The 25093-nt window shown below is 56.5% G+C and carries 31 protein-coding genes; 13 read left to right on the top strand and 18 right to left on the bottom strand.

The window, feature by feature from the left end; translation table 11 throughout:
• Position 1 precedes the first annotated feature (1 nt).
• Positions 2–907: a LysR family transcriptional regulator gene (locus ACR0AY_RS11035; protein ID WP_170512437.1), complete on the bottom strand. Its 906-nt coding sequence runs from the start codon at positions 905–907 to the stop codon at positions 2–4.
• Between the two features lie 94 nt (positions 908–1001).
• Between ACR0AY_RS11035 and metF the strand changes: the two genes are divergently transcribed.
• Positions 1002–1868: a methylenetetrahydrofolate reductase [NAD(P)H] gene (gene metF / locus ACR0AY_RS11030; protein ID WP_170512439.1), complete on the top strand. Its 867-nt coding sequence runs from the start codon at positions 1002–1004 to the stop codon at positions 1866–1868.
• A 188-nt stretch (positions 1869–2056) separates the two neighbouring features.
• Positions 2057–2734 carry a J domain-containing protein gene (locus ACR0AY_RS11025; RefSeq protein WP_480454152.1) on the top strand — a complete coding sequence of 226 codons (678 nt, stop codon included), beginning with the start codon at positions 2057–2059 and terminating at the stop codon, positions 2732–2734.
• 61 nt (positions 2735–2795) lie between these two features.
• Here the strand turns inward: ACR0AY_RS11025 and ACR0AY_RS11020 are convergent, their stop codons facing one another.
• Entirely contained in the window at positions 2796–3314 is a 519-nt protein-coding gene (locus tag ACR0AY_RS11020) for a YHS domain-containing (seleno)protein (RefSeq protein ID WP_170392303.1), read from the bottom strand.
• A 243-nt stretch (positions 3315–3557) separates the two neighbouring features.
• Between ACR0AY_RS11020 and yghU the strand changes: the two genes are divergently transcribed.
• Complete coding sequence (gene yghU / locus ACR0AY_RS11015) at positions 3558–4433, top strand: glutathione-dependent disulfide-bond oxidoreductase (RefSeq protein ID WP_170401711.1); 876 nt, start codon at positions 3558–3560, stop codon at positions 4431–4433.
• A gap of 9 nt (positions 4434–4442) precedes the next feature.
• Here yghU and ACR0AY_RS11010 read toward each other — a convergent pair whose 3' ends face one another.
• A complete protein-coding gene (locus tag ACR0AY_RS11010; RefSeq protein WP_170401714.1) occupies positions 4443–5231 on the bottom strand; it encodes an SseB family protein in 789 nt (262 codons plus the stop codon).
• Positions 5224–5811: a uracil-DNA glycosylase family protein gene (locus tag ACR0AY_RS11005; protein ID WP_170512441.1), complete on the bottom strand. Its 588-nt coding sequence runs from the start codon at positions 5809–5811 to the stop codon at positions 5224–5226. Before ACR0AY_RS11005 ends, ACR0AY_RS11010 begins: the two co-directional genes overlap by 8 nt.
• A 208-nt stretch (positions 5812–6019) precedes the next feature.
• On the opposite strand from ACR0AY_RS11005, the gene ACR0AY_RS11000 reads away from it, so the two are divergent.
• Genes ACR0AY_RS11000 through ACR0AY_RS10985 form a run of 4 tightly spaced genes read left to right on the top strand, consistent with a single transcriptional unit; the run spans position 6020 to position 10594 of the window.
• Positions 6020–6679 carry an ABC transporter ATP-binding protein gene (locus tag ACR0AY_RS11000; protein ID WP_170392311.1) on the top strand — a complete coding sequence of 220 codons (660 nt, stop codon included), beginning with the start codon at positions 6020–6022 and terminating at the stop codon, positions 6677–6679.
• A complete protein-coding gene (locus ACR0AY_RS10995; protein WP_170512443.1) occupies positions 6657–8243 on the top strand; it encodes a capsule biosynthesis protein in 1587 nt (528 codons plus the stop codon). The genes ACR0AY_RS11000 and ACR0AY_RS10995 overlap by 23 nt, the downstream gene beginning before the upstream one ends.
• A 5-nt stretch (positions 8244–8248) precedes the next feature.
• Positions 8249–9082 carry a 3-deoxy-8-phosphooctulonate synthase gene (gene kdsA / locus ACR0AY_RS10990; protein WP_170512445.1) on the top strand — a complete coding sequence of 278 codons (834 nt, stop codon included), beginning with the start codon at positions 8249–8251 and terminating at the stop codon, positions 9080–9082.
• A 15-nt stretch (positions 9083–9097) separates the two neighbouring features.
• The gene (locus tag ACR0AY_RS10985) at positions 9098–10594 is read left to right on the top strand and encodes a phosphomannomutase/phosphoglucomutase (RefSeq protein WP_170512447.1); all 1497 of its coding nucleotides are present in this window, start codon (positions 9098–9100) and stop codon (positions 10592–10594) included.
• A gap of 51 nt (positions 10595–10645) precedes the next feature.
• On the opposite strand, the gene ACR0AY_RS10980 is transcribed toward ACR0AY_RS10985, so the two are convergent.
• Positions 10646–12574 (bottom strand): AsmA family protein, encoded by a 1929-nt coding sequence (locus ACR0AY_RS10980; protein ID WP_170512448.1) that lies wholly within the window; start codon positions 12572–12574, stop codon positions 10646–10648.
• A gap of 93 nt (positions 12575–12667) precedes the next feature.
• Here ACR0AY_RS10980 and rimO point away from each other — a divergent pair, with 93 nt between their 5' ends.
• Positions 12668–14065, top strand: a complete 1398-nt coding sequence (rimO, locus tag ACR0AY_RS10975; protein WP_170512450.1) for a 30S ribosomal protein S12 methylthiotransferase RimO — start codon at positions 12668–12670, stop codon at positions 14063–14065.
• 16 nt (positions 14066–14081) lie between these two features.
• Here rimO and ACR0AY_RS10970 read toward each other — a convergent pair whose 3' ends face one another.
• Together ACR0AY_RS10970 and ACR0AY_RS10965 are read right to left on the bottom strand one after the other, a co-directional pair.
• Positions 14082–14438, bottom strand: coding sequence for a diacylglycerol kinase (locus tag ACR0AY_RS10970; RefSeq protein WP_170512452.1), 357 nt, complete (start codon positions 14436–14438; stop codon positions 14082–14084).
• Between the two features lie 135 nt (positions 14439–14573).
• Positions 14574–14762 (bottom strand): hypothetical protein, encoded by a 189-nt coding sequence (locus tag ACR0AY_RS10965; protein ID WP_255611743.1) that lies wholly within the window; start codon positions 14760–14762, stop codon positions 14574–14576.
• 215 nt (positions 14763–14977) lie between these two features.
• Here ACR0AY_RS10965 and ACR0AY_RS10960 point away from each other — a divergent pair, with 215 nt between their 5' ends.
• Positions 14978–15220 carry a CDGSH iron-sulfur domain-containing protein gene (locus tag ACR0AY_RS10960; protein WP_010441831.1) on the top strand — a complete coding sequence of 81 codons (243 nt, stop codon included), beginning with the start codon at positions 14978–14980 and terminating at the stop codon, positions 15218–15220.
• A gap of 3 nt (positions 15221–15223) precedes the next feature.
• On the opposite strand, the gene ACR0AY_RS10955 is transcribed toward ACR0AY_RS10960, so the two are convergent.
• The 5 genes from ACR0AY_RS10955 to ACR0AY_RS10935 all read right to left on the bottom strand — a co-directional run bounded on the left by ACR0AY_RS10955 (position 15224) and on the right by ACR0AY_RS10935 (position 17156).
• On the bottom strand, positions 15224–15481 hold the full coding sequence (locus ACR0AY_RS10955) for a DUF6455 family protein (protein WP_170512454.1): 258 nt from the start codon (positions 15479–15481) through the stop codon (positions 15224–15226).
• A 4-nt stretch (positions 15482–15485) separates the two neighbouring features.
• A complete protein-coding gene (locus tag ACR0AY_RS10950; RefSeq protein WP_480454149.1) occupies positions 15486–15749 on the bottom strand; it encodes a DUF6455 family protein in 264 nt (87 codons plus the stop codon).
• Between the two features lie 17 nt (positions 15750–15766).
• Entirely contained in the window at positions 15767–16018 is a 252-nt protein-coding gene (locus ACR0AY_RS10945; RefSeq protein ID WP_170420623.1) for a DUF6455 family protein, read from the bottom strand.
• A gap of 68 nt (positions 16019–16086) precedes the next feature.
• Positions 16087–16455, bottom strand: a complete 369-nt coding sequence (locus ACR0AY_RS10940) for a YigZ family protein (protein ID WP_170512460.1) — start codon at positions 16453–16455, stop codon at positions 16087–16089.
• Positions 16455–17156 (bottom strand): M48 family metallopeptidase, encoded by a 702-nt coding sequence (locus tag ACR0AY_RS10935; RefSeq protein ID WP_170392335.1) that lies wholly within the window; start codon positions 17154–17156, stop codon positions 16455–16457. The genes ACR0AY_RS10940 and ACR0AY_RS10935 overlap by 1 nt, the downstream gene beginning before the upstream one ends.
• A gap of 121 nt (positions 17157–17277) precedes the next feature.
• Between ACR0AY_RS10935 and ACR0AY_RS10930 the strand changes: the two genes are divergently transcribed.
• From ACR0AY_RS10930 to ACR0AY_RS10920, 3 genes are all read left to right on the top strand, one after another.
• The gene (locus ACR0AY_RS10930; protein ID WP_170392337.1) at positions 17278–17526 is read left to right on the top strand and encodes a hypothetical protein; all 249 of its coding nucleotides are present in this window, start codon (positions 17278–17280) and stop codon (positions 17524–17526) included.
• 136 nt (positions 17527–17662) lie between these two features.
• The gene (locus ACR0AY_RS10925; protein WP_170512462.1) at positions 17663–18241 is read left to right on the top strand and encodes a nitroreductase family protein; all 579 of its coding nucleotides are present in this window, start codon (positions 17663–17665) and stop codon (positions 18239–18241) included.
• On the top strand, positions 18238–18936 hold the full coding sequence (locus tag ACR0AY_RS10920) for an EI24 domain-containing protein (protein ID WP_170401754.1): 699 nt from the start codon (positions 18238–18240) through the stop codon (positions 18934–18936). Before ACR0AY_RS10925 ends, ACR0AY_RS10920 begins: the two co-directional genes overlap by 4 nt.
• 1 nt (position 18937) lies before the next feature.
• On the opposite strand, the gene ACR0AY_RS10915 is transcribed toward ACR0AY_RS10920, so the two are convergent.
• Positions 18938–19213 carry a DUF1467 family protein gene (locus tag ACR0AY_RS10915; RefSeq protein ID WP_170392343.1) on the bottom strand — a complete coding sequence of 92 codons (276 nt, stop codon included), beginning with the start codon at positions 19211–19213 and terminating at the stop codon, positions 18938–18940.
• A gap of 5 nt (positions 19214–19218) precedes the next feature.
• The gene (gene mce / locus ACR0AY_RS10910; protein WP_010441821.1) at positions 19219–19623 is read right to left on the bottom strand and encodes a methylmalonyl-CoA epimerase; all 405 of its coding nucleotides are present in this window, start codon (positions 19621–19623) and stop codon (positions 19219–19221) included.
• Positions 19624–19757: 134 nt separating this feature from the next.
• On the opposite strand from mce, the gene ACR0AY_RS10905 reads away from it, so the two are divergent.
• Complete coding sequence (locus ACR0AY_RS10905) at positions 19758–20474, top strand: response regulator (RefSeq protein WP_170512463.1); 717 nt, start codon at positions 19758–19760, stop codon at positions 20472–20474.
• A 232-nt stretch (positions 20475–20706) separates the two neighbouring features.
• Here the strand turns inward: ACR0AY_RS10905 and aspS are convergent, their stop codons facing one another.
• The 4 genes from aspS to ACR0AY_RS10885 form a co-directional block, all read right to left on the bottom strand.
• Positions 20707–22482, bottom strand: a complete 1776-nt coding sequence (gene aspS / locus ACR0AY_RS10900) for an aspartate--tRNA ligase (RefSeq protein WP_480454147.1) — start codon at positions 22480–22482, stop codon at positions 20707–20709.
• 79 nt (positions 22483–22561) lie between these two features.
• Positions 22562–23113, bottom strand: coding sequence for a CPBP family intramembrane glutamic endopeptidase (locus ACR0AY_RS10895; protein WP_480454145.1), 552 nt, complete (start codon positions 23111–23113; stop codon positions 22562–22564).
• 116 nt (positions 23114–23229) lie between these two features.
• Positions 23230–23877 (bottom strand): aminotransferase class IV family protein, encoded by a 648-nt coding sequence (locus ACR0AY_RS10890; RefSeq protein WP_170512469.1) that lies wholly within the window; start codon positions 23875–23877, stop codon positions 23230–23232.
• Positions 23832–24959 carry an aminodeoxychorismate synthase component I gene (locus ACR0AY_RS10885; protein ID WP_170512619.1) on the bottom strand — a complete coding sequence of 376 codons (1128 nt, stop codon included), beginning with the start codon at positions 24957–24959 and terminating at the stop codon, positions 23832–23834. The genes ACR0AY_RS10890 and ACR0AY_RS10885 overlap by 46 nt, the downstream gene beginning before the upstream one ends.
• Positions 24960–25093 lie beyond the last annotated feature (134 nt).

Genomic DNA, 25093 nt, shown 5'->3' with positions numbered 1-25093 from the left:
GCTATTGTGTCTGAAGCTTACGCGCCTCGGCGCGCGCCAGTTTCACCAACTCTTGCACAAAGGGTTTTTCAAGGTCTTCGCTGCGGACCGCAGCATATAACCTGCGGGTAATCCCATCTTTGGTAAGCGGGCGCGTGACGTAGTCGGAACTGTACTTCACTTCACGCACTACCCAATCAGGCAGCACCGAGATACCCCGGTTGGACGCCACCAGCAACAGGATCACGGCGGTCAGTTCAACCTGCCGGATCGTGGCCGGCTCGACCCGCGCTGGGATGAGTAACTGGCTGAACACGTCCAGACGCGTCCGTTCGACTGGATAGGTTATCAGTGTCTGACCTCTGAAATCTTCAGCTTCGATAAAGGGCTTTTCAGCCAATGGATGCGAAGACGCCGCGACAAATACGGCCTGGTAGTCAAAGAGTTCGACAAATTCGACACCCGGCAGATCTTCGGGGTCTGAGGACACCACCAGATCAACCTCTTCTTTCTGCAAGGCGGGCAATGCGTCGAATGCAAGGCCCGGGCGGATATCCACATCAACGTCTGACCAGGATTTACGGAAAGCTTCAAGCACCGGAAACAGCCACTCGAAACAAGCGTGACATTCGATCGCAATGTGCATCCGACCGGTTCGACCGTCGCGCAGCGATGAAAACTCATCCTGCATCGCCTCGACCTGCGGCAGAATTTGTTCAGCGAGCCGCAGCAGCCGCAAACCAGCTGCCGACAGCTTCATCGGCTTGGATCGACGTAAAAATAGCTCGACCCCGGCCTGATCTTCCAACCCCTTGATCTGGTGACTTAGTGCGGATTGCGTGATGTTTAGCTGATCAGCTGCACGCGCAAGCCCACCGCATTCGTGGATGGCTTTGATCGTCCGTAAGTGGCGAAATTCGATATGCATTACTCACGTGACTCATGTTGTTGTTGAACAATATGAGTTTGTCTCACACTACACATAATGGCACAAGGGTATAAATGACAGCTACGAGGCCACTATGACCAAGCCTGAAATTTCATTCGAGTTCTTTCCGCCGCAGACTCTGGAGGCCTCGTTTCGCCTTTGGGATACGGTCCAGACCTTGGCGCCGCTGAACCCGCGGTTTGTATCGGTGACTTATGGTGCTGGTGGTACAACACGTGAGTTGACGCGTGATGCAGTTGCAACCTTACACAAATCCTCGGGGCTGCCTGTTGCTGCGCATCTGACCTGTGTCGATGCCTCGCGTCAGGAGACGCTTGAGATTGCAGACACATTCGCGCGCGCAGGCGTTCAGGATATCGTTGCCCTGCGTGGCGACCCCCCCAAAGGTCAAGACCGGTTTGCCCCCCACCCGGATGGCTTCGCCAACTCGGTAGAACTGATTTCTGCACTAGCCGAGACCGAGATGTTCAGCGTCCGTGTCGGCGCTTATCCGGATAAACATCCAGAAGCAAGCAATGCCCGCGCTGATGTGGATTGGTTAAAGGCCAAGCTGGATGCGGGCGCGGACGAGGCGTTGACCCAATTCTTCTTCGAGGCTGAAACCTTCTTCCGGTTTCGCGATGCCTGCGAAAAAGCGGGGATCGACAAGCCTATCGTACCGGGCATTCTTCCCATCGAGAACTGGAAGGGTGCGCGTAACTTTGCAAAACGCTGTGGCGCCCACATTCCCGACTGGATCGAGAACGCATTTGACAAAGCAATCCGGGACGATCGCGAAGATCTTCTGGCGACGGCGCTATGCACCGAACTCTGCTCGGACCTGATAGAAGGCGGCGTGGACAAACTGCATTTCTATACGCTCAACCGACCTGAGCTTACTCGAGATGTCTGCTTTGCCCTGGGCATTACACCCCAGACCGAATTGCAGAACGTCGCCTGATCCCACAGTTTTTGCGTTTGCCCTGTATCGCCGGGCGTGGCAGTCGTCTGCCATGCTCATTTGCGACAACCGCTGCGCAGGCGACAATCTCGATATGCACCCGTCAACTGTTGCCCTACCTCAGTCTAATTCCTGAAAAAATTTGACAAAAATGTGATCAATGGCAATCTGACCCGGTTGTAGTTTTAATGAGTGTTTTGAGTATGAAGCCAGTGAGCAAGGTACAGGCTCGGGCCGAAGCGTTGCAGGTTCTTGGTCTGCCCCCAAATGCAAACGCAAACGAGATTCGTGAAGCCTGGCGCAAAATCGCGTTCCACGATCATCCTGATCATACCGACGGTGATTATTCCGGTTTTTCGGATGCTAAATCAGCCTATGATTTTTTGCGTAAAGAAGGGATGACACGCAAAAACGGTTTAGATTCTTCTACACCGCGTCGTCCTCGTTTGAAGAAACGCGTAATCGAACTGGCCGCAGATGAAATCAAAGCTTGTCACGATCTGTTAAAACCTGAACGCGCGCTGAAGGATTTATCGGAACTGGGTGAACCGGACGCCGCCAAAAGCGCCCGCGAATCTTCGGACCATGTTCCTGATGCAATCGGATGCTTCGGGCGCGATCTTACCTACTTCGTCGCATCGTCAGTCTGCGAAGGGTCTAACCGCGTTGCATTGCCAACCTCGGTACTTTCCGGCTACCGCAAGTCAGAAACAGAGATTCTGACCTTTCGGTCCAAGGGCTCGGGCTCCGGTGAGATTGTCATTCCTGACCCGATACGCGAGAGGAAATTTCCCGGTGCCAAGAGTGTAACAATACGGTTCGAAGCGGATCAACACATGCGGGATATGTTCGAGTTGGCGGGGTGAGAGAACCCGCCAGCGAAAAAAGCCCGGCCTTAGTGGCCGGGCTTTCTTTCATTAATCGGAATCAGTTGGAAATTGGGCCTTCTGATGTGAATTTCGGGATCACGCTGGTCGAAGCGGCATCCCCTTCGATTCCGGGCCAGTTGCCTTCCGCCAGGTCGATGTTGGCCGGAACATCCTCTTCCCAGAAACCAACAACAACATCAGTGATGTTCAGATAGAGCTTGTCATCGACAATACGCCACAGATTTGGGTTGCCCGGAACCTTGCCGCCTTTCGACACGCCGTATGCACAATGGCCATCATATTGCGGAGCGTAAAAGGCCGGGTTCTCCAAAAACTTGTCACGGTTTTCTTCGGTCGCAAACGCCCAGGTTACACCATTATAGTCTGCAGTGATGTCGGCCCGACCGCGAACGGCCTCGGGTTGCGACTGGCCTACAGGAACCTGATCCAGGCTGCGGTAAGCAACAACGTCGTATCCCGATACTGCAAATCCGGTGCCATCAACATATTGTTCTCCGGCGAACGCGGGCACGGCAAAAGCCATCGTCGCGGCAAGGGTCAGCGCAAAGCGTTTCATGTGATTGGTCCTCATGTCCTTACGGTTTCTGGTCACCCGAACTGCGGGTCTGGTCAAACAATAGGTAATTTTGGCCCGGCGCGAAGACCCCCTCGCGCCGCTGTGAAAACCAGAGGGGTTTTGTGAGGTGAACGAGGTGCAATGTTACAAATATCTCGCCACATCCGGGGTTGGACTTTGAGTTTTGCAATATTAGCTGTGAAGGCGGCGGCGTTTTGGCCAAATGATGCAGAAAGGCAAAAGATGAGCGAACAATCCACTTACACACCCCCAAAGGTCTGGACTTGGGACAGCGAAAGCGGAGGACGCTTTGCCAATATAAACCGGCCCATAGCCGGTGCGACCCACGAAAAGGATCTTCCGGTCGGGAAGCACCCGCTTCAACTGTATTCGCTCGCCACCCCAAACGGCGTCAAGGTTACGGTCATGCTGGAGGAGCTTTTGGCATTGGGCCATTCCGGGGCCGAATACAATGCGTGGCTGATCAACATCGGTGAAGGTGATCAGTTCAGCTCGGGCTTTGTCGGGGCCAATCCTAACTCGAAGATACCGGCGCTGTGGGATCATTCAGGTGAAACACCTGTGCGCGTTTTCGAGAGCGCCTCCATCTTGCTGCATCTCGCTGAGAAATTCGGTGAGTTTCTGCCCGCCAGCGGTGCCGAGCGGACAGAAGTGATGAACTGGTTGTTCTGGCAAATGGGCAGCGCGCCATATCTGGGCGGTGGCTTTGGCCACTTCTACGCTTATGCGCCTGAGAAATGGCAATATCCGATCGACCGTTTCGCGATGGAGGCCAAACGCCAGTTGCATGTGCTGGAACTGGAACTTGCCGATAAGCCTTATATTGCAGGTCAGGACTATACCATCGCCGACATGGCGATCTGGCCGTGGTACGGGCAGCTTGTTCTGGGCCGTCTATATGATGCGGCAGAATTCCTGGATGTCGAAAGCTATGAAAACGTGATGCGTTGGGCCAAAACCATCGATGCTCGCCCCGCCGTTCAGCGCGGCCGGATGGTCAATCGTGCGTTTGGAGAGCCGCATACGCAGTTGCACGAACGCCATGACGCCAGCGATTTTGAGACGCGCACGCAGGATAAACTGGAAGCGGCAGACTAACGTCCTGCGCTACTTCAATATTGGGGGCCGCTCGGGATCACTGCCCGGCGCGGCCCTTTCCATTTTGGGCGCTTGAGGCTGGGGCAAATCGAACCGCAGCCCAACCTTTGCCAAGGCAGAAGTAGCCGGATCCTGCACTTCAAAAAAGCCAACATCCAGCGCTCCGGCCTCGATCCCCGAAAAGGTCAATGCCTCGGATACGGCGCGTGCAAGCGCTGGCTGCGCACCTTCGACCGCTGAAACAAAACCCAATAAATGGCCCTGCCCCCCATCTTCAGTCTTTGTCCCAACCAGAAACGCCGCCGCAGCCAGACCTGCAGCCGTCGCCAGCTTTGCATCAAGCGCGGTCAACAGAACATCTGGCAGACCGGAGGGCGGATAGAATTCGGCAAGTCGCTGCTGCACCTCCTTAGGACCATGCTGCAGCGTGTCAGACAACCAACCGAGCGCTTCAGCGGGGATCAACATCGACGACGGTGCAACATCAAGGTTCAGACCCAGCCCGACCCCCTGCCCCGACAACATCCCTGAAAGAACACGACCCGACAGAGCGACATAGGGGACCGGCCGACCCGCAAATGCCGCCAGTCGTTCTTCAAGATCAAACACCAGAACAAAACGACCATCCGCCACATCGAACAGCTCGGGCGAGATGTTTTCATCCTTCGCTTCCTCGGTGAGCATCAGGAACAGCTCGCTATCGGCCAGTCTTTCGAAAAAGCGTAGTCGAGCGTTGTCGTCTTCCGGGGCCGCCTGCATGGCGTCATGTGCAGCATCCAAAGCTGTGGCTTCAGTCATTCAGAACCTCGTGCACCCGTTTCTGTAGCACCGGCAACAGCTCGGCCTCGAACCAGGGGTTTTTCTTCAGCCAAGCCGTATTGCGCCAGGACGGGTGAGGCAAGGCAAAGACGCGCGGCGCATGGTCTCGCCAAAGACTAACAGTCTCGGTGACCGGTGTGTTCACGCCAAGATGATATTTATGGGCATGACCCCCGACGAGGATCGTCAACGGTACTTCTCCCAACGCAGCCATCACCTTGTCATGCCAGGTGCGCCCGCATATCGGCGGCGGAGGCAGGTCGGCCTTGCGCTCATTGTATCCGGGGAAGCAAAACGCCATCGGCACGATGGATACGCGCGAACGGTCATAAAATGCGTTCTCATCCAGTCCCAGCCAATCCCGTAGCCGGTCACCCGAAGGGTCGGTGAAAGGCTTCCCTGAAGCATGGACGCGCGCGCCCGGTGCCTGACCTGCGATCAAAATGCGCGCACCGGGGCGAAACCAGACCACCGGGCGCGGCTGGTGCGCAGTCGTGGTCTGCGCGAACCTATCCGCGCACAAACGGCAGGCTTGGATGTCCTCAATCAGCGAATTCATCGGATCAACAGGCTTTCGCAATGTTCATCGATGAGGATAGGCATCATCTACCCTCGAGCCAATGAAACCGTCCTTGCAACACATCAATGTCATGAACGCGGATGCGCATTGATCATTTGTTTCATATTTCGACATAATGTGGCCAACATGGATCGGTAGCACACCGATCCTCAAACCGTCAAAACCCCGAGCGATCTGCAGGCCGCACATGCTGGAATTCGAAAATGTCAGCAAGTCTTTCTGGACCGGAACCCGCCGCAAGGTGATTCTGGATCGGGTCTCGTTCCGGGTCGAGCTTGGAACATCTCTTGGCGTGCTGGCCCCGAACGGAACCGGCAAGACCACGTTGATCAACATGATGGCAGGGCTGGAAAAGCCCGACGAAGGCGTGATTCGGCGCGACTGCCGCGTATCCTTCCCCATGGGCTTTGCAGGAGGTGTGGCCAAGCGCCTGTCCGCGCTGGAGAACGCACGCTATATCGCGAAGATCTACGGCATGGATCCCGACTATGTCGAAGCCTACTGCAAATGGCTGTGCAACTTGGGTGAGTATTTCGACCAGCCGCTCGGAACCTATTCGTCCGGAATGCGGGCCCGGTTTACATTTGCACTGATGCTGGCCCTGGATTTCGATATGTATCTGATTGACGAGGGGATGCCCTCGACAACCGATGTCGAGTTCAACAAGAAGGCGGGCGACATTCTGAAAGAGAAGCTGCGCACGACAACCTTGGTGATCGTATCGCACAACCCTTCGCTTCTTGAAAAATTCGCGCGGCAGGCTGCGGTATTGGTAGACGGCCAGCTTTACATGTTTGAAACCTTGGAAGAGGCAAAGCAGCTCTATGACTACCAAACCCAAGGCTAGGAAATACAATCCCGACCGCACGGCACGCGGTTCTGGCACTGCCGAGGCACGCTCGGACGCCATTTCGCGCATCCGAAAGGCGACCCAAGGCACAGACTCGGCTGACGACACTCAGCAACCGGGCAACGAGTTGGATGCGATCAAACGCGAAGGTCTGACAGGGAGGCAATTGCGCGTCGCGCGGCGTCTGGCGCACAAGAACGGGCTGGCGGCGACGTCTGACTACGATGCGGTCCGGCTGTTACGAAAGAAAGGAATTGATCCGTTTCAGCGCACAAACCTGCTTGATCTGGCAGCTCCCGACAAAGGCAAGCCAACTGGTGATGACGCCGCGCAAGACAATATAAAGATTCACCTGCCGCAAACGACCAGGGACTCGCAGAAGAACCTGCCGGGGCCGGAACTCAGCCCGGCTGAACGCCGTGAATATGAAATCGGGCAGATTCAGAAAGACATCGCCCGCCGCCGACGCCGCAAGCTTGCCGGGTTATTCGCACGATTGACGGTGTTCGTATTCATTCCAACGTTCATCGTGGGCTACTATTTCTATCGCGTGGCGACACCGATGTATGCCAGCGACTCGGTGTTTTCGATCCTGCAAGCGGATGGCGGCGGTGCCTCATTCGGTGGATTTCTGGCGGGCACGCAGTTTGCGACGGCGCAGGATTCCGTGTCCACTCAGGAATTTCTGGAATCCAAGGATGCATTGGAACGGCTTGAGCGTGATGTCGGATTTACTGAGTTTTTTCGGCAGGATTGGATAGACCCGATCCAACGATTGCCGGCTGATGCGACGCTTGAAGAAACCTACAAGCTTTATAAGCGTATGATCACAATCGGATATGATCCTAGTGACGGCGTCATCCGAATGGAGGTCGCAGCGCCGAGCCCCGAGATAGCGGTCGATTTGTCCAGGCGGCTTATCTCTTACGCGGAAGAGACCATCAATGGTCTGACTGAATTGAAACGCGAAGACCAGATGCGCGATGCCTTGGCGAGTTTTGAGGCTGCGCAAGAGGCACGCAGACAGGCTCAGGAAGACCTGATCGAACTGCAGCTGCAAGGTGCGATACTGGACCCGCAAAGTGTGATCGCCAGCCTGCGAGGAAGGATCGATCAGTTCGAATTCGAGCTGCAGGACAAAGAACTACAATTGGCCGCGCTTCTCGATAATACGCGCCCCAACCAGGCCAAGGTGGATGGTACACGGGCGGATATCGCGCGGCTGCAAGCGGTCCTTGATGAGTTGAATGCCGAGATGCTGGATGTGTCGGCGGGCGAAAATTCGCTGGCGCGTTTGAGCGTGCGAATCCAGATGGCTCAGGCCGATCTGGCGGCGCGTGACATGATGCTGCAAACGGCAATGCAGCAAATGGAAGCTACACGGACCGAGGCCAATCGAAAAGTGCGGTATCTGACCGTCTCGGTGAACCCGGTCGCCAGCCAGGAGCCCAGCTATCCGCGCAAGTTCGAAAATACGATTTTGGCATTCCTGTTATTTGCTGGTATCTACCTGATGATCTCGCTTACCGCGTCGGTCCTTCGTGAACAGGTATCCTCGTAAGACTCATGAAACATGTAAAAATAGCCGACCTGACGGTTGGCAACGACCTTCCGCTGACCATCATTGCCGGCCCTTGCCAGCTTGAAACCGCCGATCACGCCCAAATGATCGCCGGCACCATGAAAGAGGCATGCGACGCCGTAGGTGCGCAATATGTGTTCAAGGCCTCGTATGACAAAGCCAACCGGACCTCGCTGTCCGGCAAGCGCGGCATGGGCATTGAGTCCGGGCTGCAGGTGCTGGAAGATATCCGCAAAACCATGGGCATACCGGTACTGACCGATGTCCATACCGAAGCGCAATGCGCGATTGCGGCTGAGGCCGTCGATATTCTGCAAATCCCTGCGTTTCTGTGTCGTCAGACGGACATGCTGCTGGCGGCGGGCAATACCGGCAAAGCGGTCAACGTAAAAAAAGGGCAGTTTCTTGCCCCGTGGGAAATGCCGAATATCGTCACTAAGATCGAAAGCACCGGCAATCAGAACATCCTGCTGACCGAGCGTGGAACTTCGTTTGGCTACAATACGCTGGTCGCGGACCTGCGATCGCTGCCGCAGATGGCGCAAACCGGATATCCGGTCGTCATGGATGCGACACACTCGGTGCAACAGCCCGGCGGCCAAGGTGGTTCCTCGGGTGGACAGCGTGAGTTTGCGCCGGTGATGGCGCGCGCCGCTGTATCTCTGGGCGTCGGAGCCGTTTTCATAGAAACCCATCAGGATCCCGACACCGCCCCCTCAGATGGGCCGAACATGATCCCTCTGGATCAAATGGGCCATCTGGTTGACACATTGATGCGATTTGATGCGCTGGCCAAAGAAAACCCAATTCAGATTTAACGATTGAGATTTGTGATGACCAAGCCTTTGCCTGAGGTGACCCCAAACACCTGGAGCTTTCTACGCGATCCGATGATCAAGCCCACGGGCTTTCGCGAATATGACGCGCGGTGGAAATACCCCGATGAGATCAATCTGCCAGGCATGACGGCCCTGGGTTTGGGTCTGGGCACACAGATGCTCAAACGCGGGATCGAACCCGTGATTGCAGTGGGAAATGACTATCGCGATTATTCCCTGTCGATCAAAAACGCGCTGATCGTTGGACTTATGCAGGCGGGTATTCAGGTGAAAGATATCGGCCCAGCGCTCAGCCCGATGGCGTATTTCGCGCAATTCCATCTGGACGTACCGGCGGTTGCGATGGTCACGGCAAGCCATAACCCGAACGGTTGGACCGGCGTCAAAATGGGCTTTGACCGCCCACTGACCCACGGCCCTGACGAAATGTCGGAATTGCGCGACATCGTCTTGAATGGGGAAGGCGTCGCGCGCCCGGGCGGGTCATATGAATTCGTCGACGGTGTGAAAGAAGCCTACATCGACGATCTGGTCGGTGACTTCAGAATGTCACGTCCGCTGAAAGTGGTCTGCGCCACCGGAAACGGCACCGCCGCCGCCTTCGCGCCCGAGATTTTCGAAAGGATCGGGGTTGAGGTTGTGCCCAGCCACACACGGCTGGATTACACATTCCCCAATTACAACCCGAACCCGGAAGCCATGGAAATGCTGCATGACATGTCCGATACAGTCAAATCCAGCGGCGCGGACCTGGCGCTAGGGTTTGATGGTGATGGCGATCGTTGCGGTGTTGTGGATGACGAAGGCGAAGAGATATTTGCCGATAAGGTCGGCGTCATCATGGCCCGTGATCTGGCCAAGCTGCATCCAGGTTCGACCTTTGTAGCCGATGTGAAATCCACTGGGCTGTTCGCCAGCGATCCCGAGTTGCAAGCGCTTGGGGTCAAAGCCGACTACTGGAAAACCGGCCATAGCCATATGAAGCGCCGGGTCAAGGAAATCGGTGCGCTGGCTGGGTTTGAGAAATCGGGACACTATTTCTTGGCGGAACCGGTCGGGCGCGGATACGACTGCGGAATGCGCGTGGCGGTGGAAATCTGCAAACTGATGGACCGCAACCCGGACAAAAGCATGTCAGACCTTCGGAAAGCACTACCAAGGACATGGTCGACACCCACCATGTCTCCGTACGCAGCGGATACAGAAAAATACGATATACTGCAGCGCCTGGTCGGCAAATTGGTTGCCAAGGCCGACGCCGGCGAACACTTCGCAGGGCGGGCTATCAAAGAGGTCGTGACCGTCAATGGAGCCCGGGTCATTCTGGACAATGGCAGTTGGGGCCTCGTTCGCGCATCATCCAATACACCCAATCTGGTCGTCGTCTGCGAAAGCAGCGAAAGCGAGGATGAAATGCGCGCGATCTTCGCAGATATCGACGCCGTCATTCGAACTGAACCCGGCGTGGGCGAATACGATCAGACAATCTAAATGACACTATGAAGGGCGCCCATTTCGGCGCCCTTTGTTATCGCGCTCAGATCAATCCCCGCCAAACAGCTTGAGCAGGCCTTTCTTGGCCTCATCCTCAAGCTTGTTCTTCAGCGCGTCTTCGATGTGACCGGAATCCGTCACCGTGGTATCCAGTTCTTTACCAACCTTTTCCAAAACCTTCTTCTTTGCGTCGTCTTCCAGTTCTTTAACTTTGCCTTCGGCTGCCGCCTCAATGACTTTGGTAAGGTCCGGCTTGATCGACGGGTCGCTCCACGGACCTTTAATTCGGACGGGTACCGATATCCCCTGCCCTGAGTTGGCGCGCAGGGCGACTGGTGTGAACAGATAATCGATATCGCGAGCTCCTAAGCCGATGCGGCCCGTACCGTCCGCCCGGAAATTATCCAGCTGCATCAACAGGTCCTTGTTGGTCAAGTCGCCATTCTTCATCGTAAAGCTGGCCGTAAGGCTGTTGAATACGGTCGTACCACCCGATCCCTTTCCCCGCCCCATAAGGCGGTCAAGATCCAGCCCCGAGATAACGCCCCGCCCGACCTCGATATCTCCTTTACCGCTGAGCGATCGCATGATCTGATCTTCGCTCTGTCCGACGCCCAGAAATTCAAGATTGCCTGAACCGGTGCCCGAAAGCCGTTTGATATCCCCAAGCGTTTCGAGCGCTTCGTTGATATCGATATTGGCGGCTTTCAGATTTCCACCAACCGACAGACCGTTGCGATTATTGGCGACCACCTGGCCGTTCAATTGCCCCGAGAACAGCGAGGCCGGGTGCATCTGCAATACAGCCCGCGACCGATCAAGGCTGAGTGTCAGATCACTTTTCCCAAAGGTCATACCCGGAACTGCAATCGAGGTCGCTTGCAAGCGGATCTTGCCATTTGCCAGCGCCAGAAACGACGCATCAATTGGGGCTTTTGACCACCCTTCCGTATCTAAGGTGCCGTCAGAAGCGTTGCCTCCGCTTACCTTCGATAAGTCGAGATCGCCTGCGTTCAGACGCGCAGTCATCTGGGGCGGATTTGAAATCTGGATATCAGCTTCGCCCTCAAGCCGGTTTTGATCCAGAACCGCGATCATGTTGCGCAATGAAATCCGCCCGTCCCGGGTATAGGTCATCTGCCCGGATACGCTCGCGACCTGTCCTAGTCCCTCCGGAACGGTGACTCCTCCCTGACCAAACGCGGCCAGCATCTTTTGAGTGTCCTTGGCCGTGACCGTCGTCTTGCCATCCATTTCGCCGGCCAGATTCACCCGGCCCGAGAACTGAATATCTCCGCCAGGCGCGGTTAGGCTCAGCTGCAACGGCGTGACAGCGCCGCTGGAAAACGCGGGCAAGTCGGGGATGGTAAGGTCCACTGCGACGCTGCCTCCGGGGACGGTCATACTGGCTTGCATTTCCATTGGGGCCGTTACGTCAGGCCAGCGGGCCGAAAGATCGACATCGGCAAAATCCATACTAACCGCGCCATTCTCAAGATAGATTAGGCGCGCATTGGTCAGTTCCAACCGCTCGAGCGTGATGGGTCGGCTTTCAACGGCTTGCGCCGTAGCGCCCGTTTGCGAGGAGTTACCTGGCTGATGCAGCTCCCAGTTGCCGCGCCCATCGGCGCGTTCAAGGCGTAGAACCGGGCTATCGGCCAACACCCGTTTGATCCGGATATTCCCAGACAACAACGCCGAGGCATCGACCCCAACCGCGAGGCTTTGGGCGCTAAGCATCGGTTCCGGCCCGGCCCAAGGCGCATTGCCAAATGTCACAGGGCCGGTTTCCATCCCCAATACCGGCCAAAATGACAGTTTGACGTCACCGGTCAACGCGAGATCGCGGCCTGTTTGCGCCTTGACTTGTTCAGCAAGTATTGTCGCCAGTTTTTCGCCTGGCATCAGCAGCAAGGCACCAATGACCAGCCCGAAGGCTGCAACTATGAGAAATAGAAAACGAATGAGCCACTTCATGGGTCTGCCTTTCCGGCCTTTCTGCTCTGTTTCAAGTCAGCCCCGAGCGGGCGGGATTTGCAAGGGGAAGCTTTCCCCTCTATATGCCCGGCCATGAGCACGAACCCACCGAACCTCCGCCCCGATCTAGCCCCAGAGGCCCGGATCGCCGAGACGCCCCGCCGTGGCCAACCGACCCTTGGAATGGTGTCGCTGGGTTGTCCAAAAGCGCTGGTTGACAGCGAACGCATCCTGACCCGGTTGCGGGCCGAGGGGTACGGCATTTCGCCGGACTACACGGGTGCTGATGCCGTTATTGTGAATACCTGCGGGTTTCTGGACAGCGCCAAGGCCGAGTCGCTGGACGCAATTGGCGAGGCATTGGTTGAAAACGGCAAGGTCATTGTGACCGGCTGTTTGGGGGCTGAGCCTGACTATATCCGGGAACACCATCCGCGCATTCTGGCGGTTACAGGACCGCATCAGTACGAACGGTTACTGGACGCAGTACATGCAGCCGTACCACCCGATCCAAACCCTTATGTCGATCTGCTGCCCGCTTCGGGCGTCAAACTTACCCCGCGCCACTATAGCTATCTCAAGATTTCCGAGGGCTGTAATCATAAGTGCAAGTTTTGCATCATCCCCGACATGCGCGGTAAACTCGCAAGCCGCCCGGCCCATGCAGTGCTGCGCGAGGCTGAGAAACTTGTCGACAGCGGTGTGCGCGAACTGCTTGTGATCTCACAGGATACCTCGGCCTATGGGCTGGATCGTAAGTATGACGTGAACCCATGGAAAGATCGGGAGGTGCGCAGCCATATCACCGATCTGGCACGGGAACTCGGCCAATTCGATGCGTGGGTCAGGCTTCATTACGTCTATCCCTACCCCCATGTGCGCGATTTGATCCCGCTGATGGCAGATGCGGGTAGCAATGTGCTGCCGTATCTCGACATCCCATTCCAACATGCGCATCCCGATGTTCTGAAACGTATGGCCCGCCCTGCCGCCGGGGCAAAAACTCTGGACGAGATTGCCAACTGGCGCGCTATTTGTCCGGATATCACTTTGCGGTCCACGTTCATCGTCGGCTACCCCGGCGAAACCGAGGCAGAGTTCCAGACGCTCCTGGACTGGATGGACGAAGCGCAGTTGGATCGTGTCGGCTGTTTCCAGTACGAAAATGTCGATGGCGCCCGCTCGAACGACCTGCCGGATCATGTCCCGGCCGAGGTCAAGCAAGAGCGATGGGAGCGTTTCATGGAGAAAGCTCAGGCCATTTCTGAGGCCAAGCTGGCAGCAAAGGTTGGCCAAAAACTCGATGTCATCGTAGACGAGGTGGATGAAGAGGCCGCGACCTGCCGCACCAAGGCCGATGCTCCAGAAATCGATGGTAACTTGTTTATCGACGAAGGCTTCGAAGGCCTGAAACCCGGGGATATCGTCACGGTCGAGGTAGATGAAGCCGGAGAATACGACTTGTGGGGGCGTTTGCACCCCTCGGCGTAACGAAAGGCGTCTGTCCCTAGAGCAAGCCGATCAAAATCACGATCCACGCCACTCCGGCAGCGACTGCAGACAACGCCACCGCTGCACTTGCTGCATCCTTGGCTTGCCCCGCCAACGCGTGGTGCTCGGTCGAGGTGTGATCGACGGCACGCTCGATGGCCGTATTAAATAGCTCGGCCACCAAGACCAGAATGCCCAGAGCAAGGATCAGCGCCCGTTCTGCCGTACCTAGGGGGAGTGCAAGCGCCAATAAAGCAGAAATCAGGTTGGCCCAAACCCACCCACGAAACGAATACTCTTGCCGCCAGGTTGCAGCCAGGCCCTGCCAGCTCCAGCGGGTACGATCCTTTAGGTAGTCAAAGAACTTGCGCATGGGGTTTCCGATCAGTCGTCCTGCAAGAAGACGTCCGCGACCCACAGCAGAAAGGCAAGAAAAAACCGCCTCGAGGGCGGTGTTCTTTTTAGAGGTGTGCAGGCGGCCCTGCGATCAGAACCGCCTGCTTAATACTTATTGGGTGACCGGGTTACATACGGTCTGGCCTGCTTCGGTTGTGGCCAGTTCATAGCCTGCAGAGCAACTGGGTGTACCAAACTTGTCATAGTCGGGCTGGATGTAAACCGGGGTCGGTTCCTCTTGCTGCGAGCACGCAGTCAATACAACGGCCGTGGCGCAGATAGCAGCAAATTTCAGTTTCATGTCCATCAATCCTCTATTACTTTTCTGATATTGCCCAGTTTTTCGGGGCCGGTATCAGAATAGGACCAAGAATTTCATATGGCAACCGAATCGATAACGCATTCGTGAATAAAGGCGAAACCACGCTGGAAGGCGGGTTTTCATTCGCAGTCTACCTTTTTTGACAAAGAGCCCTAAACTTTGACTTCGACATCAGCCAAAGACGGAGTAGCCACATGTCAGACGCCCCGATCATCGCCCAGAAATCGCCCTATCCGGTCGAAGTGACCGAAGGAAAAACCTATTTCTGGTGCGCCTGTGGCAAGTCCAAGCGGCAACCATTTTGCGACGGTTCGCACAAAGATACGTCGTTCGAACCCGTAAAATATACGGCTGAGGCCAGCAAAAAGGTGTTTTTTTGTGGCTGTAAGCACTGCGCCAATCCTCCGTTGTGCGACGGAACGCACAATAAGCTCTGAAAGTCAGGTCAAGTCGTTCAAAACCTGAGCATTGGCACAAAAATCAGGTGCTTTCTCAGCCATTCCTTGTTGTGCGGCAAGCCATATCTGACAACGTTCGTCGCATATTGCGCCCCGGCATCGGGTCACCATCTGAGCGTAGTCGGCAGGTGTCAGTTTCCCTTCGGCCATTGCTTCGGTCAGAGAAATCCCTAAGGATCGCGCGACCGAGCGTGTCAGCCAAAAGTGTTTTTCGATCTCGCCCAGTGATGTTCGATCCATTTGATCACCTTTGCTTGCTGACCCTCAAGGTGGCGAACTTGTGCCGGTTTGGGCAGGTGCAGGGCGCGCTTTCCGCCGTTTCGTTCTCGTTCAACCAGTCTGGGCATGCCCGCGCCCATTCGCACCCGCGGCAGAGCTGAACCATATCTGCCCATTCCTGTTGGCTCAGGTGCCCGTCGCGATGTGCGGTGGCAAGGTCGGTTCCCGTCGCCTGTGCCATTCGCAATACAAGGCGAAGATGGGTCATGATCCGTCCAAGTCGTGGCACGGTACCCCCCTTTGGCGTTACGGCTTGAGCCTGTTCAGCAGCTCGTGATTGCGGCAGTATTCAGGTGTGTCGGGCGCTGTCAGGTTCTTGGCCAGAAAGGCCTTGCAATGGCCCGGATTCGGGCATTCCGTACACCGCAATACCGCGTCCGAGATTTCGTCGAACTGTAAGGCCCCTTCGATGGCAACTTCTTGCAAATCTACGCCCAGCGTCGTGGCCATCCGATCTACAAGGTCGGCGTGACGTCGCAGCGTTTCACGATCAGACATGCGGTTTCCTTTTCCATTCACTCTATGGAAAGGGTAACGCATGCCCCGCACAGTGCCCTTGACTCAGGTCAATGCCCGGTTGCCAGCTGGTCCAGATAGGCCCGCGTGGCGTCCTGCACGCGGCGAAAGCGGTCCCCGCCCAGCTTCTTGCCACCGTACCAGCGTGTCACGATGATTACGTGATCCGTCAGCTCGGCCCGCTCCATCATCCGCAAAATGACCATTGCCGCGCCAGACTCTCCGTCATCGGCCTTGAGCGCACCGTTTTGCAAGATGGCCGCCCAAGTGTTGTGAGTTGCCTTCGCATATGCCTTGTCGGATTTCAGTTCCGCCAGTACCGCATCGACATCAGCACGACTGGTGACCCCCGCGCCCGTCACAGCATATTTCGACCCGCGATCACTGAGAACGACACCCAATCGGGTTAAGTTGACCATTATCGTAATCCCAGTTCCCGCGCCGTTTGCAACACAACTTCGACCCGCTGGGCATTGGGAGGGTGCGTGGCAAGGAAACGATCACCCGGATCAGGAATGCGTTGGAAGAAAGCCATCCCGACCAGCGGATTATACCCCGCCGCGTAAGTGATCTGTGTCCCCAGACGATCCGCTTCCAATTCGAACTCACGCGTGTAGTTCTGCACCCCGACCTCAGCACCCAGCGCCTGTGCGCGCTCAATCCCTGCATCGTCCGCGCCCTGATTGCGCGCGAGTTCACCGAATATCCGCGCGCTCTCTTTGGCGTTCTGCGCCTGCCGGGCGATGTGACCCAAAATATGGTGGGCGGCCTCATGGCTCATGACAAAGGCCATCTCGTCCGCGTTCTGCGTTGCATCGATCATCGGCTGTGTAAAAACGACTAGCGGCCGCCCATCCTTGTCCAAGGTCTGAAACGCATTCGCTGGGGCCTTTGACGAGAGATCAACCAAAATCACAAAATCACAATTGGCAGTCCTCGATTGGCGGCGGCATTCCCGGCTTGCGGTCGTTCCGACAGCCCGGCTGACCTGCTCGAATACGCGCGCCCTGTCCTTTTGTTCTGATGACGATGGCTGCCATTGATCGGCCGGGATCGCGATAACAGGCGACATATCGCAAGCCGCCAACAGCATCACCAGCAACAGGGCAAGACGGCGCATTCACATTCCTTTCGGTCACTCTGTCGGCAGACAAGCATAGCGCGGCATTTAAGGCCGGGCCACAGCCGATTACAGCTTGCAACGGGTTGCATTGCGATCTTATGCCCTGCACTCTGCACATATGTTTTCAATTGAACACGAATTCGACTCGACGGTGATTACGCTGGTGGACGAAGGCGCAAAGCCTTTACAAGAGGATGTCGTCATCAACAACTTCGCTGAATGCGTCACACTTGAGCAGTTGGACCCGCGGACCGATCAGATTCAGAAGATTACCCTGTCACCAGAGCAGGTACGCGATCTGGCCGCTGCGCTGGATTTGCCCGAGGGCGTTTATCAGATACGTGAGTCCGAGAGCACCAAAGACTAGTGGTTCCTTTTGGATCTTGCGTCTGATCACAAGCAGCAATTCAGATTGAATTTGTCGCCTTTTGATGAGCAGTTTGCCCTTGAAAGAGAACAGTATGCCTCCGACATACAGACTGCCATGTGAAGGAAGTTAACATATGACCCTGAAGAACCAAGCTGCGCTGGATTTTCTGCACGCGCGCCGGTCTCGTCCGGCCAAAACGCTAGTATCCCCGGCCCCGACCCGGGAAGAGCTGAGGCCGCTGCTGACTGCTGCAGCGCGCAGCCCGGACCATGGAAAGCTGGAACCCTGGCGTTTTGTTGTTGTCGAGCATGGGGCCATGCAACGCCTTGCAGATCTTACAGAAACTTGTGGTCTCGCCTTGGGAAAATCGCCCGAAGATATCGCCAAGGCGCGCAGCCAATTCGAAATGGGCCATTTGGCGGTTGCTGTTATTGAGGTGCAGAAACCTTCTGACAAGATACCGGCAATTGAACAGACCTATTCAGCGGGTGCGGTATGTCTGGCTCTTCTGAACGCAGCGCTGGCCGCAGGTTGGGGGGCCAATTGGTTGTCCGGCTGGCAATCGCATGATCGCGAGTTTTGCGAACAGGGGCTTGGCTTGGCCGAAAACGAGAAGATTGCAGGCTTTATCCATATCGCAACCGAAGGTACGACCCCTCCCGAACGACCGCGCCCCAATGTGGCGGCACTAACCCAATGGGTTTCCGAATGATCATCATCCAGTCGTTTCTACAGGCGCTGGGACAGATCGGCGACCCAAGATTCCGCAAGGTACTTCTGTTGGGTGTTGGCCTGACATTCGCGTTGTTGGTGGCTGCCTATGCCGGATTTTTGTGGCTGATCAACGCGCTGGTCGGCGATCAGGCCACCTTGCCAATACTGGGTGAGGTGACATGGTTGAACGACCTGCTCAGCGTGTCATCATTCCTACTGATGATGGTGCTGTCGGTGTTTCTGATGGTCCCCGTTGCGTCAGCCATCACCTCGATGTTTCTGGATGAGGTCGCACAGGCGGTTGAGGATAAGCATTACCCCGGTCTGCCGCCGGCTCAGCGCATCCCCTTTGGCGATGCGCTAAGGGATACGCTCAGTTTTCTGGGAGTACTGATCGTTGCCAACCTGTTGGCATTGATCCTCTATGCACTCTTCACGCCATTCGCGTTGTTTATCTTTTGGGGTATGAACGGGTTTCTTTTGGGGAGAGAATATTTCACCCTGGCTGCGATGCGCCGACTGGGGCGCGAGGGGGCGCGAAAGCTGCGCGCGAAGCACGCGACAACCATTTGGGTCGCCGGTATTCTTATGGCGGTCCCGCTCTCTGTTCCATTGGTCAACCTGTTGATCCCGATCCTAGGAGCGGCGACTTTCACGCATATTTATCACGGTCTGTCGGGTAGCCGAACCTGAGCTACTCGCGCGGTTCCAGTTGGTTCAGCCAATCGAAATCGCGCACGCTGATTACGCCGGAGATAATGATGCCTGCAATGATCGCCCACAGCACCACCGATATCCCGGTGGTAATCCACAGCTTCTTCTTCATGTGATGGACTTCCGGCGCACCCGCATGAGTGCCCGGAACAATATCCCCCAGATCCCCCTGCGTTTTGATGCGCACAGGCAGAACAATCAGCAAGGTCAGAAACCAAATTACAGCGAAAAGAACCAGAGCGGCGGTAATGGTCATCGACTTCAGACCTGCTCCAGCTCAACGAGGCATCCGTTGAAATCCTTCGGGTGCAGGAACAACACCGGTTTGCCATGCGCTCCGATCTTGGGTTCACCCGATCCCAGAACGCGCGCACCGGTCTCTTTCAGATGATCGCGGGCTGCGATGATATCCTCGACCTCATAGCAGACATGGTGGATACCGCCTGATGGGTTCTTTTCCAGAAATCCGTTGATCGGGCTGTTCTCACCCAGCGGATACAGCAATTCGATCTTGGTGTTGGGTAGTTCAATAAAGACCACGGTGACCCCATGATCCGGCTCATCCTGTGGAGCGCCGACTTTGGCGCCAAGCGCATTGCGATACTGGGCCGATGCGGCCTCCAGGTCGGGAACAGCAATGGCTACGTGGTTCAGGCGACCAATCATGGGACTCTCCTTCCTTCTGCGTTGCAGCGGTTATGGGGGCAGTATACCCAAAGGACAAGTGCGCCAAATCGTCGTTAACCCTGTATTAGCCAGAAGTTCCTAGCGTGAGGCATCTGCTAAACAGGAGTTCTGCCATGGACGATTCGGGACCTTTCGCCTCTCCAGCGCTGGCCACCAAGATGCGACCGCTGCTGGGCCAAACAATCCTTGTGGTCGAAGACAGCCGCTATGCGTGCGATGCAGTACGATTGATGTGCTTGCATAGCGGTGCGCGTATCCGTCGTGCGGATTGTCTGAAATCAGCGCGGCGCCATCTGCAAATCTATCGTCCCTCGGTCCTGATCGTCGATATGGGTCTTCCTGACGGGTCCGGCGCTGACCTGATAGCCGAAATGACCCACGCTGTACCCCGCATCGGTGTCATTCTCGGGCTGTCTGGCGATGACAGCATGCAGGTTATCGCCAGACGCGCAGGTGCAGATGGGTTTCTGGCCAAACCCCTGACCTCGGTCGCTTATTTCCAGACCTCCATACTTGAACTTCTGCCCGAAGATCGCCGCCCAGGAGGTCTGGATTCCGTCAGGGATAATATCGTTCAGCCCGATCCGCTGGCCTATCGGGACGACATGGCCCATATCGCCGACGTGCTTACCGGCCCCACTGATCAGCGCACGTTGGATTATGCGGTACAATTCCTGCAAAGCGTTGCGCGAGACGCCGAAGATACTGTGCTTGCCGAAGCAGCCCGGGACCTTGCCCAATCTCGTGCGCAGGGGACACCGGTCACCGCCCAGGCTGCACGGATTGCGGGTCTGGTTCAGGATCGGCTCGAGCGGCAAGAGGCGATCTGAGATGCTGACCGCGTACTTTATTACCGCATCGATCCTTTGCATCTGGGTCTACCGCCTGACACGACAGACGGCCAGGAGCATCCGCAATCGTCGGGATGCCGCAAATCCACTGGATTGAGTTGAGCTTGTTTTGAGACCACCACGCAACTCCGATTTGCGTGGCGCGGCGAATACACCGATTGTATTGCACTGCCCCAAACGTAAACCGCCCGCTCAGGGCGGGCGGCTAGATTTAGTCTTGCGGGATGATCCTGAGACCCAGTTCCATCAACTGATCCGAGGTCGGATCGGATGGCGCATCCATCATCAGGTCTTCGGCGCGCTGGTTCATCGGGAACATCATGACCTCGCGGATGTTGGCCTCATCCGCCAGCAGCATCACGATCCGGTCGATCCCTGCGGCACAGCCGCCGTGCGGCGGGGCGCCGTAGTGGAAGGCATTGAACAGTGCGCCAAAGCGGGACTTCACTTCGTCCTCACCATAGCCCGCCAGTTCAAAGGCTTTCAGCATGATCTCGGGTTTGTGGTTCCGGATGGCACCCGAAACCAATTCGTAGCCGTTACAGGCCAGATCATATTGGTACCCGCGTACGTCCAGAGGGTTGCCCTGCAAAGCTTCCATCCCGCCCTGCGGCATCGAGAAGGGGTTGTGTTCGAAATCAATCGCACCGGTTTCTTCGTCCTGCTCGTAGATCGGGAAATCGACGATCCAGGCAAAGGCAAAGCGGTCTTTCTCGGTGAGATTCAGTTCATCTCCGATCACATCACGGGCCTTACCGGCCACCTTCTCAAAGGCTTTTGGCTTACCACCCAGGAAGAACGCGGCATCACCGACGCCCAGACCCAATTGCTGACGGATCGCCTCGGTGCGTTCGGGGCCGATGTTCTTGGCCAGTGGACCTGCGGCCTCCATACCCTCGCCCTGATCACGCCAGAAAATGTAACCCATACCGGGCAGACCTTCTTTCTGGGCAAATGCGTTCATACGGTCACAGAATTTGCGGCTGCCACCGGTCGGTGCTGGGATGGCGCGGATTTCGGTGCCTTCCTGCTCCAACAGTTTCGCGAATATCGCGAAGCCAGAACCGCGGAAGTGGTCAGAGACTACTTGCATCTTAATGGGGTTCCGCAGGTCAGGCTTGTCGGTGCCGTACCACAGGGCTGAGTCCTTGTAGGAAATCTGCGGCCACTCCTGATCGACCTTGCGCCCACCCCCGAACTCTTCAAACACACCGGTCAGCACGGGCTGGATGGTGTCGAACACATCCTGCTGCTCGACAAACGACATCTCTAGATCGAGTTGATAGAAATCGGTGGGCGATCGGTCTGCACGCGGGTCTTCATCGCGGAAGCAGGGTGCAATCTGGAAATACTTGTCGAAGCCCGACACCATGATCAGCTGTTTGAATTGCTGCGGGGCCTGCGGTAGGGCGTAGAACTTGCCCGGATGTAGTCGCGAGGGGACCAGAAAGTCGCGTGCGCCTTCGGGCGACGATGCGGTAATGATCGGTGTCTGATATTCACGGAATCCCTGATCCCACATCCGGCGGCGCATAGATGCGACAACGTCCGAGCGAAGGGTCATGTTTTGCTGCATCGCCTCGCGTCTTAGGTCGAGGTAGCGATAGCGCAGACGTGTTTCCTCGGGGTATTCCTGATCGCCGAACACCATCAACGGCAATTCGTCGGCAGCACCAAGAACCTCCAGCTCACGCACATAAACCTCGATCTCGCCTGTCGGCAATTTCGGGTTAATGAGATCAGCGTCGCGGGCTTTGACAGTGCCGTCGATGCGGATGCACCACTCGGACCGTACCTTTTCCAGTTCAGCAAATGCCGCACTATCGCCGTCGCACAAAACCTGGGTCACACCGAAATGGTCGCGCAGGTCGATGAACAGTACGCCGCCGTGATCTCGGACACGATGCACCCAACCGGACAGGCGGACGGTTTCACCGACATTGGCGGCGGTCAGAGCGGCGCAGGTGTGGCTGCGATAGGCGTGCATGGATCATATCCCTTCGGGCGCAGAATTCGTCGCGCCGATACACCCCGTCAGGCTTGGAAAGTCAAGGCGGGTCGCGCCGTCAAAACGGCCTTTGCACGTTGCCCGAGTAGAAATAGACGCCCAGCCCTGCCGCAAAGATAATATTACCGGCAATTGCGTGCAGAAGAACTGCATAAAAGAATGATCCGCGCTTGCGGTAGGCCCAGGTGAACAGGAGGCCTCCGATGAAAGTCATGATGGCTACTACCCAGCTCCAGTACATGAGGTGCGCAAGCGAAAACAGGCCAGCGTTCAAAAGGTATGCGGCCCGCCCTTCAGGTAGGATCGCGTGATAGCGTCGGAAAAAGAGAGAGCGGAAAAGCAGCTCTTGTGGCAGAGCGGACAACAACGGGTAGCCGATACAGATGAATATCAACATCTCTGGCCGATGCAGCAGCAAAACAAAGGCTGCATCCGGTCGCGCCCACAGCACCAGGGCGGAACAGAAGGCAGCCATGAACAGGGTAAATGCAAAGACTTCGGTCCACGACCAGTTTCGCCAGCCATACCGAAGCTCCGCCCAGGAAAAACCGGGCGTATCCTGCAGCAGCAGTATGCCCAGTCCGGTAAACGCAAAAAGCGAGGGGAACATCCAGTTTGGCGGGAACAATGTCGCGATGGCTATGGGAACCGCCACAAAAAAGAGCACAAACTCAATCCTGAGGCGTGAGTTGGTAACAGGGGTCTCCACCCATTCGGTATTTTTGCTCAAGGTGCCACAAGCTCGGCACGGATCAGCCCCCGAAGGGAATTTCCACAGTGGATAGATTGCGCGTTTTTTAGATCGGTCAAGGTCAGAACGGATTCGGTAACTTCTTTATTATCCAACAATTCCTCGCGCAAAACCCCGGGAAGCAATCCGCATCGCAGTGAGGGCGTCAGTCGTCTGCCGTCGGGCATGGTCAGGAACAGGTTCGTGATAGTGCCCTCGCAAAGCTCATCCCGTTCGTTCAAAAACAAAAGCTCATCAACTCTTAGCGGCAAGCCCGCCCGCGCCATGTCATAGACGGCCCGTCGGGTCGTTTTGTAACCCAGCCAGATATCCGATGATGATAGTCTCTGTTTGGCCAAATCCACACGCCAGACGGACGGATTGGCAGCCAATTCGCCGGACGTCAGTTCAAATTTGCCATCCGCGTCCAAGGTCAAACGGCAGCGCAATGCAATCTCACCCAAACTCGCATCCAAAATCGTCCAAGCGGCGGTTCGGTCAAAATCAATGCCGAACTTCTGTGCTGTGCGCGCCATGCGGGCCAAATGACGATCAAGCCTGACGAACCCCTGCCCCGGCCTGTAGGACAAAGTTTCGATCAGACGGAAATCAGGCTCAGTTGGTGGGCGAAGCGGGCTTTCCATAGCGCCTCCTCATATTCCGATGGCGCGGTGCTGTCCCAGACCAGCCCGCCGCCTACATTAAGGGTCGCCTTGCCACCTTCAACCATGAGGGTCCGGATGGCCACGTTGAATTCCGACCGACCGTCCGGGGCCGCCCAACCGATGGTTCCGCAATAAACTTCGCGAGGCCAAGGTTCCAGTTCGGACAGGATCTCCATCGCGCGAATCTTTGGCGCTCCGGTGATTGATCCGCACGGGAACAGGGCGGTCAGAATATCAGAAAGGCCTACGCCAAGGTGTAACTGCGCCTGCACAAGCGAGACCATCTGATGGACAGTCGCATAGGTCTCAACCTTGAACAGCTCGGGTACTTTCACCGATCCGGCCAGCGCGACCCGGCTAATATCGTTGCGCAGCAGATCGACGATCATCAGATTTTCGGCCCGGTTCTTTTCATCCGAAGACAGAAAAGCGCGTCGACGCTCGTCTTCGACCGGGTCCTCACTGCGCGGTTGAGTTCCCTTCATCGGGCGCGTTTCGATCCGGCCCTCGGCGTCGGTTCGGAAAAAAAGTTCCGGCGAACGGCTCAGCAGATCAGGCAGCCCCTCCTGCTCAACCAAGGCGCCGTGGCCGACGGGTTGACCAGCCGCAAGCGCCGCATAAAGCGCGACGCTGTCTCCGGTTACATCGAGATCAATTGGGAAGGTCAGATTTGCCTGATAAATGTCACCCGCACCAATCGCCTCATGCACTGTACGAAAGGCCTGCGTATATCGCGCCTCGTCCCAGCGGGGCTGAAACGCAGTGACACTGCCCGACGCCTTTGGCAGTCCAACGCGATCCGGTGCGTCAAACACACCGAAACACAGTAGTGGCAGGCGTCGTCCTTCTGGCAGCCGGTCTGCCAGACGTGGTTCTAGCACGTAGCCCAGCTCATAACTTGCGTACCCTGCCAGCCAGGCCCCATCCGCGCGCGCCTGATCCAGCGCCGCCAGAGCCTGGGGCACCTCCGCCGCGTTATCCGCGCGAATAATCCGGGACGGACGCTCAAACCGGGTTCCGCGCCCAGCTGGTCCTTGATCGAAACGAATACGCAATTGCATCCTCATTTGCCGTGCTGCGCGGTATAGAGAATAGCGCGCCAAGGGAAAGAGGGGAAAGCGGCAATTTCAAACCCGTTTCCGATACCTCTTGCACCTTTTCGCGCGGTCCCTATAACGCAGGACAATTTGGGCGC

Source organism: Ruegeria sp. A5 (genome assembly GCF_056543005.1).
This window is presented reverse-complemented; position numbering and strand designations above follow the sequence as displayed.